Genomic DNA, 15,581 nt, shown 5'->3' on the forward strand with positions numbered 1-15,581 from the left:
GGTGGTAGACAGCCACGGTGGACTTCGCTGAGCATCTGCGCCTGATCGACGAGCGGTCGACCGCGTTCCGTGCGGTGGTCGCCGCCGCCCCCAGCCTGGACGCGCTGGTGCCGTCGTGTCCGGAGTGGACGCTGGCCGACCTGGTCCAGCACCTGGGTGAGGGGCGCCGGCGCTGGGCGGTCACGGTCGCGGCCGGGCCGGCCGACGCTCCCCCGCCGCGGTCCGCCTGGGAGACCACGGCGCCGGCGGATCACCTCGGGTGGCTGGCCGCGACGACGCGGGAGCTGGTGGACGCGCTGCGCGAGGCCGGGCCGGACCGGGAGTGCTGGACGTGGTGGGAGAAGGCACCGCACACCAGCGGCGCGGTCGCCCGGCACCAGTTGCAGCAGATGGCGGTGCACACCTACGACGCCCAGCTCACCGTGGGAGCACCGGAGCCGCTGCCGGCGTCGGTGGCGCTGGACGGGGTGGACGAGTTCCTGACCACCTGCGTGGCGACGAGCACGGCCTGGCCGCACGAGCCCGCGGTCATCCACTACCACGCCACCGAGGGGTACGGCTGGCGTGTGCGCCTGTCGGCGGACGGCGCCGAGGTCTCCCGCCTGAGCGACACCGCGACCGGCAGCGACACCGCGACCGGCGCCGACGCCTCCGCGACCGCCTGCGCCAGCGACCTGGTCCTGTTCTTCTACGGCCGGATCCCGATGGACGCGGTCAAGGCCGACGGTGACCTGCGGGTCTTCGAGCGGCTCATCGCCTGGGATCCGAGCGCGTAGTCAGCCGGTCAGGCCGGCCTGGTAGGCCAGCAGCGCGGCCTGGACGCGGTTGCGCAGGCCGAGGCGCGACAGGATCGCGCTGACGTGCGTCTTGACCGTGCCCTCGACCAGGTGCAGATCGGCCGCGATCTCCGCGTTGGACAGACCGGAGCCGACCAGCCGCAGCACGTCGCGTTCCCGGTCGGTGAGCGCGGCCAGCCGCTCCCGGGCGGCCACGCCGCGGGTCAGGTGGCCGCCGGTGCCGCTGCCGTCGAAGCGGGTGATGACGCGGCGGGCGACCTTCGGCGACAGGTACGCGCCGCCGTCCGCGACCGCGCGCACGCCGGTGACGAGTTCGCGCGGGTCACCGGTCTTGAGCACGAACCCGCCGGCGCCGGCGTCGAGCGCGCGGGCGATGTACTCGTCCTCGGAGAACGTGGTCAGCATGATCACGGCGACGGACGGCACCGCGCGGCGCAGTTCCGCGGCCGCCTCCAGGCCGTCCATCACCGGCATGCGGATGTCCAGCAGCGCGACGTCGGGCCGGTGCCGGCGGGCCAGGTCGACGGCCTCGCGCCCGTTCCCGGCCTCGGCGACCACCTCGACGGTCGGCTCCGTGGCGAGGATCGCGGCGACCCCGGCCCGGATCATCGTCTCGTCGTCGGCCAGCAGCACACGGATCACGGCGGCGGGATTCCTTTCAGCCGGCGGGGAACGCGTCCTTGGCCACGAGGCGGCCGTCGCGGAAACACAGACGGTATACGTCGAACGGCGCCGGCAGGAAACCCGCGGCCGACCGGTAGTACTCGCAGGTGCTCCCGGCCGGCGGCGTCGGCCCGGCCTCGTCGCGCCGCTCCGGCACCTGGCGGGCCGGCAGCAGACCGGCGACGTCGTCGCGGTGCGCACCGACCTGCATCGCCCGGAACCGGTCCGGTGGCAGGTGCGAGCTGAGGCTGTCCTGGGCGTAGACCGCCATCAGCGCACCGACCAGCACGATGATCAGCGCCGTCGGCACCGCGAGCGCCAGCATCAGCCCGCGCCGGGCTCGCCGCCGGGCGCGCCGGAACCCGGCCGGTTCCGCGTCGAACGGCGGCACCACCGGCCCGGACCGCACCGGCAGCCGCGCCGCCACCTCGAACCCGCCGTCGGGCAGCGGACCGGCCCGCAGCGCGCCACCGGCCAGCCCGACACGTTCCCGGAGACCGGTGAGCCCACGTCCGCCGTGCGGCAACGCGGTCACGGTGGGCGCGGCGGACCCGGCGGTGTTCCGGACGGTCACGGCGATCTCGTCGCCGTCCCGGCCGAGCCGCACCCGCACCGACGCGCCGGCCGCGTGCTTGGTCGCGTTGGTCAGGGCCTCCTGCACCACCCGGTACGCGGCCCGGTACTGCACCGGGGCCACGTCAGCGAAGTGCGGAGAACCGGCGTTCCCGGGTACGTCCGGCGCGCTCGGCGAGCCGGGACCGTCCACGTGCAGCGAGACGGGAATGCCGGAGGCGGCCGCGCGGGTGATCAGGTCCTCGATGCGCTCGTCGGCCGGCCGCAGCGGGACCTCGTCGGATTCGTCGCGCAGCAGACCGACGATGTCGCTGAGCCGCTCGGCCGCGTCCGTCACGCCGGCGCGCAGTCCCGACGCGGCCGCCCGCTGCTCCGGTGTCAGGCCGGCGGCCAGTTCGAACGCGCCGGCACGCAACGCGATGAGGCTCAGCTCGTGCCCGAGCGAGTCGTGCATGTCCTGCGCGATCCGCGCGCGCTCCCGCAGCCGGGCCTGCTCGGCGACCGCCTGCTGCTCCCGTTCCAGCTGCGCCGCCTGCTCCCAGCCGGAACGCTCCAGCGCGGCCCGCAACCGCCGGAACGAGCCGAGCAGCGCCGGGAACAACGCACAGCCGATCACCCCGGCGATCCACACCAGCCACGTGTAGACCTCCGCGCCGCGGACGGCCTGGACCGCGGTGCCGAGGACCAGCACGCCGCCGAGCCCGGTGAGCGCGGGCAGGCCGAGCTCCCGGCGGCGGCCGGCGAGATAGGACAGCACCGGCAGGATCGCGAGCAGCCGCCAGTCGAGCGCGCTGACGGCGAGCGCACCGAGAGCGAGAAGGATCATCCGGCCGAGGATATGGCCCCGCTCGCGCCGATCGGTCGCCCGGGTGCACCCGTGTCGGGACGGGGCCCGGTCCCGTTCTCCACTCCGGCAGGGCAGGATGGACCGCTCAGGATCAGGAGAACAGGTGCACCTCGGCAACACCACCACGCCCCGGATCGTGCGGGACGACGACCTCGGCGACGTCCCGGCCGGGCGGATGCTGGACGTGATGCGGGCGATGACCGCGGTGCTGAGCCTGCCGCAGGCGGCGGCGGAGCGGGCGGACGCGCTGATCGTGCCGAGCGGGCAGGGCGAGGAGTGGCGGATCACGCACGCGATCCGGCTCTGGGAGACCCGCCCGGAGCTGCGCCTCCTGCTGATCGCGAACGGGAACCCGGCGGAGACCACGTACGACGAGCTGAGCCCCGGCTACCTGCGCGGGCTCGGGCTACGACGGTGGGACGGCGTGCACGTGCAGGCCGAGCCGGCGCCGAACACGGCGCTGCAGGCCGGGTGGATCGCCGACCGGGTGGCCGAGCTGGGGATCAGCGGTTTCGGGCTGTGCGTGTCGCCGTACCACCTGCTCCGGGCCTATCTGACCGTGCTGAAGGCACTCGACCGGCGCGGGCTGCGGGTGCCGGTCTGGCCGGTGCCGGTCGCGGTGTCACCGGACGCGCGCGTGCCGGAGACCGGCGCGACCGCGTACGAGCTGCTGCCGGGTGAGATCCAGCGGATCCTCACCTACGCCGACCGGGGCTGGCTGGCCACGCCGGCCGAGCTCCGCGCGTACCTCGGCTGGCTCTGGTCGTCCCGCTGAGGTTTCCCTGCCATCGGTTGTCAGGTATTCCTGCGAGAGTGCCCGGATGGAACACACGCTGGAAGGCAGGGTCGCGCTGGTCGCCGGCGCGACCCGGGGTGCCGGGCGGGGCATCGCGGTCGAGCTGGGCGCGGCCGGGGCGACGGTCTACGTGACCGGCCGCAGCACGCGCGCGGCACGTTCGGAGATGGACCGGCCCGAGACGATCGAGGAGACCGCGGAACTGGTCACCGCGGCCGGCGGCACCGGCGTCCCGGTCCGGGTCGATCACCTGGTGCCGGACGAGGTGCGCGCGCTGGTCGCCCGGATCGAGGCCGAGCAGGGCCGGCTGGACGTGCTGGTCAACGACATCTGGGGCGGTGAGATGCTGTTCAGCTGGACGGACCGGCTGTGGGAGCACTCGCTCGACGACGGGATGCGCATCCTCCGGCTGGCGATCGACACGCACATCGTCACCAGCCACGTCGCGCTGCCGCTGCTGCTGCGCACGCCGGGCGGGCTGGTCGTCGAGATGACCGACGGCACCGCCGACTACAACCGCGACCACTACCGGGTCTCGTTCTTCTACGACCTGGCCAAGACGTCCGTGCTGCGGATGGCGTACGCGCAGGCGCAGGAGATCGGCCCGCTCGGTGCGACCGCGGTCGCGCTCACCCCGGGCTGGATGCGCTCCGAGATCATGCTCGAGCACTTCGGCGTGACGGAGCCGACCTGGCGGGACGCGCTCGCCCGGGAACCGCACTTCGCGATCTCGGAGACACCGCGGTTCACCGGACGGGCCGTCGCCGCGCTCGCCGCCGACCCGGACCGGGCACGCTGGAACGGCACGTCGCTGTCCAGCGGTGGCCTGGCGCGGGTCTACGGCTTCACCGACGTCGACGGCAGCCGCCCGGACGCGTGGCGCTACCTCGTCGAGGTGCAGGACCCAGGCCGGCCGGCGGATGTCACGGGCTACCGCTGACCGGCCGGGGTGCGCGACCACCGGCGGCTCAGAGCGTGAACGTGCCGAGCTGGACGCTGGTGGTCAGCGCGGAGGTGGCGTTGTCGCCGACGACCGTGACGTCGAGGTCGTCGGCCATCGCCTGGCGCAGCAAGGAGATCCAGTTGCTGCGGGTGATCCGGTCGTTGATCGGTGGATTGGGGTTCGTGACGTCCGACCACAGGACGAAGACCTCGCCGACCCCGGCGGAGTCGACGATCTGCGTCCAGGCGACGTCGTCCGAGAAGATCTGGATGCAGCCGACTTTTCCGGTCTGGGATGCCATGTGTCTCTCCTTCGACGAGATCAGCGCCGCAGCCGGCGCACGACGAGACGGGCGCCGGCCACGTCGCCGCGGAAGCGCATCCGGCCGGCGATGACCGCGGCCATCGGGGCGAGCGTGCCCTCGGCGATGTCCCGCCAGGTCCGCTCGTCCGTGATGACCTCGATCTCCGGCCGTGGCGGGGTGACGTCGTCCGGGGTCTCCTCGGACACCGTGGCACCGTCCGGGCCGAGCCGCAGCCGCCAGTACCGGGTGGCGTCGACGAGGTGGAAGCCGAGCGTGACCGGCTCCCGCTGACCGGGCCCGGCGAGCTCACCGAACCGGCGGAAGCTGCGGGACAGGTCGGCCGTGCCCGCGTCGATCAGACGCGGCAGCGGGTCACAGAACTCGGCCATCGACGGGGATTTGCGTATCTGCTCCAGTGCGCTCATCACACCTCTCTCAGAACTACGACATGGCTCAGGACTACGACATGGCGGGAAGGGACGGGACGTAACCGGCCATGAACTGGGCCAGTTCGACCGCGCGGCCGGCGTTGACCCGGCCCCGGCCGAGCTGCCCGGCGAAGCCGGGGTTGAGCGCGTCGACGCTGTCGCAGGTGTCCTCCACGACCGCGCGGATCTCGGCACCGGACAGCTCCGGCGCCGCGGACCAGACCAGCGCGGCCAGGCCGGCGACGTGCGGCGCGGCCATCGACGTGCCGTTCAGGAAGCCGTGCGTGTCGTCGGGCTTGCTGGACCAGATGTTGACGCCGGGCGCGGCCACGTCGACGTTCGTGCCGAAGTTCGAGAACGTGGCCCGGGCGCCGTTCTGGTCGAGCGCGGCCACCGCGATCACCTCCGGGTAGACGCCCGGGTACTGCGGGGTGACGTCGGTGTTCGTGTTGTCGTTGCCGGCCGCGAAGACCACCACCACGTTGCCGGCCACCGCGTTCTGGACGGCGGTGCGGACGCCGGCGTGGTCACCGCTGGTCCGCCAGCTGCAGTTGATCACGTAGCGGCGGTCCGGGAACGCGGCCGCCTGCGCGGCCGCGTAGTTGATCGCGTCGGCGCGGTTCTGGTTCAGGCCGGCCGACAGGTCGATCCGCAACGGCATGATCCGGCACCGTGGTGCGACGCCGACCACGCCGACCGCGTTCTCCACGCCCGCGGCGGTGCCGGCCACGTGGGTGCCGTGCTCGTCGGCGTCGTCCGGGCTTCCGTCGGCCGCGTCGGCGAAGTCCCAGTCCTCGTTGCCGCGCGGCAGCAGGTTCGCCGCCAGGTCGGGATGGTCCAGGTCCGCGCCGGTGTCGATCACGGTGACGATGACGTCGGGGTCGCCACGCAGCACGTCCCAGGCCACGGTCGCGCCGATGTCGATCCCGGTCGTGCCGGCCACCCCGTTGACGGTCTGCCCGGTGTTGCGCAGGCCCCACAGCAGCCCGAAGTCCGGGTCGGCGGGCACGTGCTGCGCGTCGTCGAAACCCACCTCGCTCGGCTCCGCGAACGCGACCTCGGCGCGGTCGGTGAACGCCCGGATCGTGGCGAACAGCGCCCGCCCGTCCGGCACCGCGACGGTGTAGTAGCCCGGGGTGCGCTGGCGGACCAGGATCCGGCTGCCCAGCGCCGTGATCACCGCCTGCGCGCCGGCGTCGGTCACGCCGTCGGTGAACTGCACCGTCAGCTCGTCCGGCAGGAAGTACCGGTCGAGCCCGTCGCCGTCCACCAGCACCGGCACGGAGTTCGCGACGCCGTCCGTGCCGGGCAGGTCCGCGGCGGCCCGGCCGGGTGCGACGAACACCGCGGCGAACCCGCGTCGTAGGTCGGCGCCGCGGCTGAGGGACCGCACGGCCGGGTGTGCGGTGAGCCGGTCCAGGTCGCCCGCGGTCACGGTGACCACGGCCTCGCCCGGTTTGGCCCGCAGCTCCACCCGGCGGCCGGTGAGCTTGTCCGGGTACCAGTAGTCCCGATCGTCGAGCACCCGAGGCCGGTGATCGGTCATCGTGTCCCTCCGTCCATCGTCGTCTCGGTCACGGCGGGTGCGACCGGGTCACACCTGGAATGAGCCGCCGGTCCAGATCGACATACAGTCCCGGGCCGGCCCGCCGATATGCGACACCCGGGGACGCGCGGCGCCCGCCCGTGCACGGCCGGGCCACGCCGGGACCGGCAGAGAGGCCGGCCACGGCCGAACGGTGCCCGCGGGAGCACCGCGACGCGACCACGCCGGAAGCGGGCAGAGCCAGCTCTTGATCTTCGGCGTCCGCGCGCGGGCAAGTCGCGGGTGTGCGGGAAAGCGGATCCCGCTCGCCTTTAGCCTGCACGTATGCAACTTCACGAGGTACTTCGTACCGCCTTCGCGGACACCGCGAGGGTGGTGCACGGCGTCACGCCGGAGCAGCTCGGTGCGCCGACGCCGTGCGCGGATTGGGACGTGCGGGCGCTGACCAACCATCTGCTGCAGGTCGCCGCCGCGCTCAGCCTGGCCGGCCGGCGGCTGCCGGTGCCGGCGGAGCTGTGGGGACGGGACCTGATGACCGCGGACGCGCCGGGGGACAGGTTCGACGACGACCGGCGCGCGGCGCTGGAGGGCTGGTCGGAACCGTCGGCGTGGGACGCGACCGTGGACGTGGGCGGGATGCCGATGCCGGCCCCGGCCGCCGTGTCGATGCTGGTCAGCGACCTGGCGATCCACGGCTGGGATCTGGCGCAGGCGACCGGCCAGGGGTACGCGTGCGCGCCCCCGGTCGCGCGGGTGACGCGGGACTTCGTGGCCGGGTCGGCGGAACAGGGACGACGGATGGGCATCTACGCGGCACCGCAGCCGGTCGCGGACGGCACGGACGTGTTCGCGGAGGCGCTGGCGCTCAGCGGTAGAGCGCGGCCGTGAGCGTCGCGGCCACGCGCAGCCGGTCGCGGAGCCCGGCGGGCGCGAGCACCTCGACGAGCGGGCCGAGGCGCAGCATCTGGGTGTAGGCGACGTCGGCCGACTCCACGGGCAGGTGCGCGCGGGTCCAGCCGTGCTCGTCGACGCCGGTCACACGCATCCCGGTGACGGCCTGCGGTTCGACGGCCCAGCGCAGCGCGTGCACGCCGTCCGGGTGCAGGCGCACCTCGATCGTGTCCGCGAGCATGCCGCGCACGAACGCGTCCGCGCGCTCGTCCCACGCGGCGGCCAGGTCGAAGTCCGGCGGCCGGGTGAAGGGCTGATCGGTCACGGTCAGCGCGCCGATCCGGTCGACGCGGTAGACGCGCAGGTCGTCGCCGACGCGGCCGAGCAGGTACCAGACACCGGCCTTCAGGATCACGCCGTACGGCAGCACCCGCCGTGTCGCGGTCCGGTAGACGAGGTCGACGGCGAGGTCGCGCCAGACCGCGGTGGCCAGCTCGGCCAGCAACGGCGGCGCGGCCCGGTCGCTGAACCAGCCGGGCACGTCGAGGTGGAAGCGCTGCACCGCGCGGGCGGACGCGGGCAGCGCGGCCACCACCTTCAGGTGCGCGGCCGTGACGAGCTCGCCGAGCCCGAGGTCGCGGGCCGGTCCGGGCAGGCCGAGCAGGAACACGGCCTCGGCCTCGGTCGGTGACATGCCGGTCAGCCGGGTCCGGTAGCCGTCGACCAGGCGGTATCCGCCGGCCCGGCCCTGCTCGGCGTAGACCGGGACGCCCGCGCCGCTGAGCGCGGTGACGTCCCGGTACACGGTGCGTTCGGAGACGCCCAGCTCAGCGGCTATCTGCGCGGCGGTCAGCGTCCCCCGCGCCTGCAGCAACAGCACCAGGTTCATCAGCCGGGAAGCGCGCACGACCGCCATTGTCGCCGTTGTCGTCGCCCAGGAATCCGCCGGACTGGCGGGCCCACAGGCCGGCGTAGAGGCCGCCGCGGTGCAGCAGCTCCGCGTGCGTGCCCTGCTCCACGACCCGGCCCGCGTCGAGGACCACGATCCGGTCCATCCGGGCGATCGTGGAGAGGCGGTGCGCGATCGCCAGCACGGTACGGCCGCGCATCACCTCGTCGAGCGTGTCGTGGATCGCGGCCTCCGCCTCCGAGTCGAGCGCGGACGTGGCCTCGTCCAACACCAGAATCGGCGCGTCCCGATAGAACGCGCGGGCCAGCGCGATCCGCTGCCGCTGCCCGCCGGAGAGTTTCACGCCGCGCTCACCGACCTGCGCGTCCAGCCCGCCGGGCAGCGCGGTCACGAAACCGGCGGACGCCCGGTCGAGCGCTTCACGCAGCCGGCCCTCGTCCGCGGCGACACCGGCGATGTTCTCGCGGATCGAGCGGTGCAACAGCGTGGCCTCCTGCGTGACCATGGCGATCCGGGCGCGCAGGCTCTCCTGGGTGACGGCCGTGACGTCGGTGCCGTCGATCGTGATCGTGCCGGACTCCGCGTCGTGGAATCGCAGCAGCAGCCCGACCAGCGTGGACTTGCCCGCACCGGACCGGCCCACGATCCCGACCCGCTCCCCCGCGCGCACGTGCAGGTCGAGCCGGTCGAGGCCGCCGGCCCCGCGCCCGTAGTGGTGACTGACCCGGCTGAACATGATGGCGCCGCCCCGCACCCGCAGCGGCGTCGACCCCGGCCGGTCCCGGACCGCGAGCGGCTGCGCGACGGTCCGCAGCGCACGGTCGAGCGCGCCCACGGCCCCGAACAGCGACGACACGGCGTCCAGCAGCCATTCGGCCATCGACGTGATCCGGAAGCTGAGCGCGAGAGCGGCCGCGACCAGACCCAGAGGCGCCGCGTCGGTACGCCACAGCGCGATGCCGTACCCGACCAGCCCGACGAGCAGCGCGCCACCGAGCGCCATCATCGAACTGTTGATCGTCACCTCGACGCGCTGCAGGTCCAGGTGGGCCCGCCGGGCGCGGGCGAAGATCTCCCGGTCGCCGTTCTCCCGGTCGCCGGCCGCACCGAGCAGCGCGAGCGTGTCGACGTTCGCGTACGCGTCGACGAGCAGGCCGGTCAACGCCGACTCGGCGTCCTGCAGCCGCTCCGACGCCCGCCGGAAACGCGGCACGATCACGGCCGCCAGCACCGCGTACGCCACGATCCAGGCGCCGAGCGGAAACAGCAGCCGCACGTCGATCGCGGCCATCACCCACACCGACCCGACGACGTAGGCGACCACGTGGACCAGCGTGTGCATGACGGAATACGCGGCGGTCGCGGCCGCGTCACCGCCGTCGCGGACCCAGCTGGCGATCCGCCCGGCGAAGTCGTCCCGGAACCAGCCGACCGACTGCCGGGAGACGTGGCGGTGCATCCGCCAGCGGGCCAGCGGACGCGCGTTCGCCCGGAACGCGATGTCGTCCAGCGCCTCGCTGACCAGGTTGAGTGCGGGCCTGACCAGCAGAATCAGGGCGGCGACCGCGACCAGTTCGGCGCCGCGCGCGTCCCAGAACGTGTCCGGGCGGCCGGCGGCGAGCGAGTCGACGAGCCGGCCCGCGTACGCGATCAGCCACACCTCCAGCGCGGCGCACAGCACCGTGGCGGTGACCGCGACCGCGACGAGCGCCCGCAGTGGGCGCAGCTCATCGATCAGGAACCGGAGCACGCTTCGCGGTAGCGGCCGGTCGTCGTGCGGGAAGGGGTCAATCGGGTTCTCGAAGAGTCCTGACACGGAGTGCCTTTCCGGCGGTGAGATCGAACAGAGGACCGGGAACGCCGCCGGTATCCGTCATGATCGATCCCTTCTCCGGGTGGCCGCTTCTCCCCCGAGGCTAGGCTCGCTCCCCGCGATCCCGCACCGCATTTTCCGGCCCGCCGCGCCACCGGCACGCCGCACGTGGGGCGGGCCAGCAGCGCGTGGCGCGGCGGGGATGGTTCATCCGCCGGTGAGCCCTCTCCGTCGGCGGGTGACGGCTTGATGGCTGGCGTGGGCGTGGGCGTCTACGCTGATGGCCATGATCGAGAGGCCGACTCGGAGCTGGCGGCGCAGGGTGGCCACCCAGGAGGCGGCCGTCGCCGCCGGAGAACTGAACCCGGCCCAGGCGTATGCCGCCGAGCTGTGGCCGGCCGACTTCATCGCGGCGGTCGACGCCGTCCTGGACGCGTACGAGCACGACGTCGCCACCCTGAACCCGGCCGCGCCGAACCCGGCCGCGGACGATCCGGCCGCGGACGACGCGGTCTGGGCAGCGATCGAACGAGTCGTCCTGGGCCTGAACGCCGCCGACGAGAGTCATGGCGCCATCGAGACCGGGGAACGGGAGGAGCTGGCCGAATACGTCGACGCCGTGCTGACCGATGCCGGCGTGGACGTCACCGCCCTCACCGCGCGGCGCGGGATCGACCGCGCCGAGCTGACCGACTCCTGGCGAGACTGGTGATCGTCGGCCACGCCCGGTGACTCACGTGGCGTGGCCGAGCAGGCGCCGCGCCCTCCGCAGAGCATCGGCGCCACCGTCAGCGGTGCCGGCGTAGCCATGGGTCGCGTCGGTGCCGGCCGTGTCCGGCGTGCTGGTGTCCGACGCGAAGGCCTCGATCTCGTCGAGGTGCGCGGGCTGTGGACCACGGGTGGCCGTCGGCGCGATCAGCAGTGCGCGCCCGGCCGCGACGAGCTCGTCGTGCACCGGCCCGCCGGCCGGCACGGCGTCGTCGTCGGTCCAGATCAGCCGGTGCCCCCGGTCCAGCACCGCGCGCGCGGCGGCGAGCTTGACCCCGGGCGCCACACCGTGATCGACCGGGTCGGTCCAGGCGCGTTCCAGCGGCGGCAGGCCGAACAGGCGCTCGACCTGATCGGCGTCCGCACACCAGGTGGAACACCAGCGCAAGGTGACGCTTCCGGCGTGGTGCAGGGCCCGGATGCGGTTGATCAGCGCCGGCGCCCAGCACAGCCGGTACGGATGACCACCGCCGTACGCGGTGCCGGTGCGGGCCTCGGCGTCCCAGCCGGGCCGGGCCGCGTTGAGAACACCGTCGACATCGAGCAACCAGACCGGCTGTTTCATCGACCTCCACCTTCCGCGGGCATCAGCTGTTGACACCGTCCGCCAGCGGCCGACCGCGCACAATCGATCGCTTCCCGTGCTGACCACCGCCCGTTTGTCCTCACCCCCGCGGTCACCTGGTGCGGCCGGCCGCGGGGACCAACCGGCCGGGCCGGCCGCACCAGGTGACCGCGCACGGGGTGGCCACCGCGCGAGCCGTGCGTGTGGTGGCGCGGCCGGGCCGGTGACGGGCGGCGGGGGTGGTTACTCGGTGCGCAGGCCGTCCGGTGTGGTGAGGCGCCAGAGCAGCGGCAGGGTGGCGGCCGTGGTGAGGAACGTGACGAGGACGGCTGCGGTGGTGGTCAGCGTGATGCCGACGTAGTCGAAGCTGATCGGGGCGGACGCGGCGGTCTGGAGGATGGCGCCGAGACCGGCGCCGGTGAGGACCGCCAGGACCATGCCGAGCAGGACCGGGACGGCCACCTGGTACAGCACGGACGCGGCCAGCGTGGAGCGGCGGGTGCCGAACGCGATCAGGATCGCGAGCGGCCGGCGGCGGGCGGTGAGTTGCTCGCCGAGGTTGACGACCATGCTGGCGCCGATGAGCAGCAGCAGCGCGGTGGCGAGCACGAGCATGGCCTGGCGGATGCCGGTCAGGACGGACGTGATGGTGGTGTCGCTGATCAGGCTGACCCGCGCGGTCGGGTCGACGGTGGCGGCCGCGTTGCGCAGGTGTTCGATCGCGGCCGGGTCGGCCGGGTCGAGCGCCGCGTAGTACTCCAGCCGGTACGACTCGTACCGCAGGCCGGCGAGCACGGCCGGGGTGACCAGGACATGCGGTGCGATGCCGAGCAGGTCGTTGCCGAGCGGCGGGACGGTGACCGCGTCCGCGGGCAGTGTCCACCGGGTGTCGCCGCCGTCGAGCGCGTAGACGCCGCCGGGCGTGGCGGGCGAGCCGGCGGCGACGAACGTGTCGCCGTCCGCGCAGGTCTCGATGACGGCGTACTGCCGGAGCATGGTGCAGTCGCCGATCTGGAGCCGGACGACCTGGTCGTTGGTGACGTCGGTGCCGGCCACGGTCGTCTCGGTGGTGACGGCCGTGACGCCGGGGGCGGCGCGGAGCGCGCGCAGCCAGCGGTCGGTGTCGGTGTCGCTGGGCCAGACGGTGGCCTGGAAGTCCGCGGTGCTGCGGCCGAAGTCGGACGTGTACTGCGTCTGGACCGCGATCATCAGGCCCTGCAGCGCGATCGCGCCGGCGACGGAGACCGCGATGCCGGAGACCGCGCGGACGGCGGTGCCGCTGTCCAGTTGCAGCCGGCGGACGGCCAGCTCCCATGCGACGCTGCCGCCGCGGAGCCGGCGCACGGTGGCCTCGACCCACCAGGGCAGCAGCAGCGCGACGCCGAGCAGCAGCGCGATCAGGCCGCCGAGGACCGGCACCTCGAAGCCGACGTCCTCGTCGCCGATGCCGTCGTGGATCGGCCAGAGCAACGCGAGGCCGACGGCCGGCAGGATCAGCCGCCACCACAGCCGCCGGCGGCGGTCGGCGCTGTGCCGCACCACGCCGAGCGGCTCGACCACGACGCGGCGCAGCGTGGCGAGCGTGACCAGCACGGCCGCGGACGGCACGAGCAGCGCGGTGAGGACCGCGAGCGCGGGGTGCGGGCGGGCGTCGGCGGCGTAGAAGCTGAGGCCGGCCGGCACGAGCCCACCGCCGACGCTCGCCACGAGCACGTAGCCGACGGTGCCGGTGAGCAGGCCGAGCAGCGCGCCGGCGAGCGTCTCGCCGGCCGCGATCCGCCGGGTCATGTCCGCGTCCGCGCCGATCAGCCGGATCGCGGCGAGCCGCCGGTCGCGGGTCTCGCCGCCGAACCGGACCGCGGTCGCGACGAACACCGCGACCGGGACGAGCAGCACGGCCAGGCCGACCGCGCCGAGCAGCACGAGCGTGGGGTCGTTGCCCTCGTCCAGCTCCGGCCGGCCGAACCGGTCGACGCGGCGCGTGGCGTCGTCGGTCAGCCGGTCGGTGCCGAGGTAGACCGCGAGCTCGGCGGGGCCGGCCAGCCCGGCCGGGCCGATCTCGCCGATCGTGCGCGCGTCCCACCGGCCGCGCAGCAGCGCGCCGTCGCCGGAGCGCAGCAGCGCGGCGAGCGCCGGGGAGACGACCATCTCGCCGGGTTTCGGCATGACGGTGACGCCGGGCGGCAGCACCGGGCTGGTGCCGTCGGCCTGAAGTAACCGGCCGTGGATCGACCGGCCGGCGAAGTCCGTGTCGGCGGGGGCGACCAGCACGGTGCTGTCGCCGCGCGGCACGGGATGGTAGAAGTTGATCGCCTCGGCGCGTTCGGCGAGCCGGGCGCTGCGCGCGGCGACCAGCGTGGGGATGCTGGCGGTGATCAGCAGCATGGCGACGCCGAGCCCGACACCGACCGCGATCAGCGCCAGCCGGGTCCAGCCGGCCCGGCCGCCGGCGACGGACAACCGCATGCCGAGCGCGACGTCGGCGGCGCGGCGGCGCAGGCTCATCCGGCGAACTCCTGCTCGCGGACCCGGCCGTCGCGGACGATCGCCTCCCGGTCGGAGTAGGCCGCGACGCGTGCCTCGTGCGTGACCAGCACCACGGCCGCGCCGGTGTCACGGGCGGCCGTGGTGAGCAGCCGCATGACGCGCTCGCCGTTGAGCGAGTCGAGCGCGCCGGTCGGCTCGTCCGCGAAGACCACGCGGGGCCGGGTGACCAGCGCCCGTGCGACCGCGACGCGCTGCCCCTGCCCGCCGGAGACCTGGCCGGGGCGTTTGCCGGCCAGGTCGGCGACCTCCAGCCGGTCCAGCCAGGTCGCGGCCTCGGCGTGCGCGGCGCGGCGGCCGGTGCCGGACAGTCGCAGCGGCAGCGCCACGTTCTCCAGGCAGGTCAGCTCGGGCACCAGCTGACCGAACTGGAACACGAACCCGAAGGCGGTGCGCCGCAGCTCGCTGCGCGCGGCGTCGGTCATCGCGGCCAGCTCCCGGCCGTCGAACGCGACCGTGCCGGACTCCGGGCGGAGGATGCCGGCCAGGCAGTGCAGCAGCGTGGACTTGCCGGAACCGGACGGTCCCATCAGCGCGAGGATCTCCCCGGCGTGCACGGTCAGCGAGGCGCCGTCCAGCGCCGTGGTCGGGCCGAAGCTCAGGCGCAGGTCCGACGCGGTCAGCAGCGTCATCGGGTGACCCGCTCGGCGAGCTGGTCGAGGCGCGCGGCCGTCAGCTCCAGCCAGCGCAGGTCGGCCTCCAGGTGGAACAGCGCGTGGTCGCAGATCAGCGCGTCGGCGAGGTCACCGTTCATCTTGCGCTGGGTCAACTCGCGCATCAGGCGCAGGTGCTCGTGGCGCTGCGTGTCCAGCAGATCGTTCGCGTCCCGGCCGGTCAGCAGCGCGAGCACGATCTTGGTGAACAGCGTGCTCTGCAGGTACGGCTCCGGTTTCTCCGGGCGGCCCAGCCACTCGGAGACGTCCGTGATGCCGGCGTCGGTGATCGCGTAGCGTTTGCGATCGGGCCCGTCGCCCGGCTCGGACTCCACCTCGACCAGGCCGTGCTTGAGCAGCCGCGCGAGCGTGGAGTAGACCTGGCCGTAGTGCAGCGGCGCCCGCCCGGCGCCGAACCGCTCGTCATAGGTCCGCTTCAGGTCGTAGCCGTGCTTGGGGCCCGTCTCGAGCAGCCCCAGCAACGCGAATCCCACTGACATGCCAGCCACTGTACACCCCGCCTATACACTCGGTGTGTAC

16 protein-coding genes are annotated in these 15,581 nt (G+C 73.9%); 5 read left to right on the forward strand and 11 right to left on the reverse strand.

From position 1 onward, the window contains the following. Positions 1–17: 17 nt before the first annotated feature. Positions 18–776: a maleylpyruvate isomerase family mycothiol-dependent enzyme gene (locus tag J2S44_RS41295; RefSeq protein ID WP_310428855.1), complete on the forward strand. Its 759-nt coding sequence runs from the start codon at positions 18–20 to the stop codon at positions 774–776. On the opposite strand, the gene J2S44_RS41300 is transcribed toward J2S44_RS41295, so the two are convergent. Next, on the reverse strand, positions 777–1,439 hold the full coding sequence (locus tag J2S44_RS41300) for a response regulator (RefSeq protein ID WP_310428857.1): 663 nt from the start codon (positions 1,437–1,439) through the stop codon (positions 777–779). It abuts the gene before it with no gap. A 16-nt stretch (positions 1,440–1,455) separates the two neighbouring features. Continuing rightward, a complete protein-coding gene (locus tag J2S44_RS41305) occupies positions 1,456–2,859 on the reverse strand; it encodes a sensor histidine kinase (protein WP_310428859.1) in 1,404 nt (467 codons plus the stop codon). Between the two features lie 196 nt (positions 2,860–3,055). Between J2S44_RS41305 and J2S44_RS41310 the strand changes: the two genes are divergently transcribed. Next, a complete protein-coding gene (locus J2S44_RS41310) occupies positions 3,056–3,655 on the forward strand; it encodes an ElyC/SanA/YdcF family protein (protein WP_310430142.1) in 600 nt (199 codons plus the stop codon). Positions 3,656–3,701: 46 nt separating this feature from the next. After that, on the forward strand, positions 3,702–4,616 hold the full coding sequence (locus tag J2S44_RS41315) for an SDR family oxidoreductase (protein ID WP_310428861.1): 915 nt from the start codon (positions 3,702–3,704) through the stop codon (positions 4,614–4,616). Between the two features lie 28 nt (positions 4,617–4,644). On the opposite strand, the gene J2S44_RS41320 is transcribed toward J2S44_RS41315, so the two are convergent. The 3 genes from J2S44_RS41320 to J2S44_RS41330 are packed head-to-tail and all read right to left on the reverse strand — an operon-like array spanning position 4,645 to position 6,897. Then, complete coding sequence (locus tag J2S44_RS41320; protein WP_310428863.1) at positions 4,645–4,920, reverse strand: hypothetical protein; 276 nt, start codon at positions 4,918–4,920, stop codon at positions 4,645–4,647. A 20-nt stretch (positions 4,921–4,940) separates the two neighbouring features. Next, positions 4,941–5,348 (reverse strand): SCP2 sterol-binding domain-containing protein, encoded by a 408-nt coding sequence (locus J2S44_RS41325; RefSeq protein WP_310428865.1) that lies wholly within the window; start codon positions 5,346–5,348, stop codon positions 4,941–4,943. 34 nt (positions 5,349–5,382) lie between these two features. Continuing rightward, on the reverse strand, positions 5,383–6,897 hold the full coding sequence (locus tag J2S44_RS41330; RefSeq protein ID WP_310428867.1) for a S8 family serine peptidase: 1,515 nt from the start codon (positions 6,895–6,897) through the stop codon (positions 5,383–5,385). 324 nt (positions 6,898–7,221) lie between these two features. On the opposite strand from J2S44_RS41330, the gene J2S44_RS41335 reads away from it, so the two are divergent. Next, positions 7,222–7,785, forward strand: coding sequence for a TIGR03086 family metal-binding protein (locus J2S44_RS41335; RefSeq protein WP_310428869.1), 564 nt, complete (start codon positions 7,222–7,224; stop codon positions 7,783–7,785). Here J2S44_RS41335 and J2S44_RS41340 read toward each other — a convergent pair. Together J2S44_RS41340 and J2S44_RS41345 are read right to left on the reverse strand one after the other, a co-directional pair. After that, positions 7,763–8,695: a helix-turn-helix transcriptional regulator gene (locus J2S44_RS41340; RefSeq protein WP_459837188.1), complete on the reverse strand. Its 933-nt coding sequence runs from the start codon at positions 8,693–8,695 to the stop codon at positions 7,763–7,765. The genes J2S44_RS41335 and J2S44_RS41340 overlap by 23 nt on opposite strands. Then, on the reverse strand, positions 8,616–10,514 hold the full coding sequence (locus J2S44_RS41345; protein WP_310428873.1) for an ABC transporter ATP-binding protein: 1,899 nt from the start codon (positions 10,512–10,514) through the stop codon (positions 8,616–8,618). Before J2S44_RS41345 ends, J2S44_RS41340 begins: the two co-directional genes overlap by 80 nt. 283 nt (positions 10,515–10,797) lie before the next feature. On the opposite strand from J2S44_RS41345, the gene J2S44_RS41350 reads away from it, so the two are divergent. Beyond that, the gene (locus tag J2S44_RS41350) at positions 10,798–11,223 is read left to right on the forward strand and encodes a hypothetical protein (protein WP_310428876.1); all 426 of its coding nucleotides are present in this window, start codon (positions 10,798–10,800) and stop codon (positions 11,221–11,223) included. Between the two features lie 21 nt (positions 11,224–11,244). Here the strand turns inward: J2S44_RS41350 and J2S44_RS41355 are convergent, their stop codons facing one another. From J2S44_RS41355 to J2S44_RS41370, 4 genes are all read right to left on the reverse strand, one after another. Next, positions 11,245–11,844 (reverse strand): hypothetical protein, encoded by a 600-nt coding sequence (locus tag J2S44_RS41355; RefSeq protein WP_310428879.1) that lies wholly within the window; start codon positions 11,842–11,844, stop codon positions 11,245–11,247. Positions 11,845–12,087: 243 nt separating this feature from the next. Next, positions 12,088–14,349 carry an ABC transporter permease gene (locus tag J2S44_RS41360; protein WP_310428881.1) on the reverse strand — a complete coding sequence of 754 codons (2,262 nt, stop codon included), beginning with the start codon at positions 14,347–14,349 and terminating at the stop codon, positions 12,088–12,090. After that, positions 14,346–15,020: an ABC transporter ATP-binding protein gene (locus tag J2S44_RS41365; RefSeq protein ID WP_310428883.1), complete on the reverse strand. Its 675-nt coding sequence runs from the start codon at positions 15,018–15,020 to the stop codon at positions 14,346–14,348. Before J2S44_RS41365 ends, J2S44_RS41360 begins: the two co-directional genes overlap by 4 nt. Beyond that, positions 15,017–15,541: a PadR family transcriptional regulator gene (locus tag J2S44_RS41370; RefSeq protein ID WP_310428885.1), complete on the reverse strand. Its 525-nt coding sequence runs from the start codon at positions 15,539–15,541 to the stop codon at positions 15,017–15,019. Before J2S44_RS41370 ends, J2S44_RS41365 begins: the two co-directional genes overlap by 4 nt. Between the last annotated feature and the right edge of the window lie 40 nt (positions 15,542–15,581).

It is taken from the genome of Catenuloplanes niger (genome assembly GCF_031458255.1).
Classification (GTDB): Bacteria; Actinomycetota; Actinomycetes; order Mycobacteriales; family Micromonosporaceae; genus Catenuloplanes; species Catenuloplanes niger.

What these genes read in the sequence shown, in the direction of transcription:
- J2S44_RS41305 (WP_310428859.1), bottom strand. Translation starts at nt 2,859, where the DNA reads ATGATCCTTCTCGCTCTCGGTGCGCTCGCCGTCAGCGCGCTCGACTGG.
- J2S44_RS41310 (WP_310430142.1), top strand. Translation starts at nt 3,056, where the DNA reads ATGCTGGACGTGATGCGGGCGATGACCGCGGTGCTGAGCCTGCCGCAG.
- J2S44_RS41315 (WP_310428861.1), top strand. Translation starts at nt 3,702, where the DNA reads ATGGAACACACGCTGGAAGGCAGGGTCGCGCTGGTCGCCGGCGCGACC.
- J2S44_RS41320 (WP_310428863.1), bottom strand. Translation starts at nt 4,920, where the DNA reads ATGGCATCCCAGACCGGAAAAGTCGGCTGCATCCAGATCTTCTCGGAC.
- J2S44_RS41325 (WP_310428865.1), bottom strand. Translation starts at nt 5,348, where the DNA reads ATGAGCGCACTGGAGCAGATACGCAAATCCCCGTCGATGGCCGAGTTC.
- J2S44_RS41330 (WP_310428867.1), bottom strand. Translation starts at nt 6,897, where the DNA reads ATGACCGATCACCGGCCTCGGGTGCTCGACGATCGGGACTACTGGTAC.
- J2S44_RS41335 (WP_310428869.1), top strand. Translation starts at nt 7,222, where the DNA reads ATGCAACTTCACGAGGTACTTCGTACCGCCTTCGCGGACACCGCGAGG.
- J2S44_RS41350 (WP_310428876.1), top strand. Translation starts at nt 10,798, where the DNA reads ATGATCGAGAGGCCGACTCGGAGCTGGCGGCGCAGGGTGGCCACCCAG.
- J2S44_RS41355 (WP_310428879.1), bottom strand. Translation starts at nt 11,844, where the DNA reads ATGAAACAGCCGGTCTGGTTGCTCGATGTCGACGGTGTTCTCAACGCG.
- J2S44_RS41360 (WP_310428881.1), bottom strand. Translation starts at nt 14,349, where the DNA reads ATGAGCCTGCGCCGCCGCGCCGCCGACGTCGCGCTCGGCATGCGGTTG.
- J2S44_RS41365 (WP_310428883.1), bottom strand. Translation starts at nt 15,020, where the DNA reads ATGACGCTGCTGACCGCGTCGGACCTGCGCCTGAGCTTCGGCCCGACC.
- J2S44_RS41370 (WP_310428885.1), bottom strand. Translation starts at nt 15,541, where the DNA reads ATGTCAGTGGGATTCGCGTTGCTGGGGCTGCTCGAGACGGGCCCCAAG.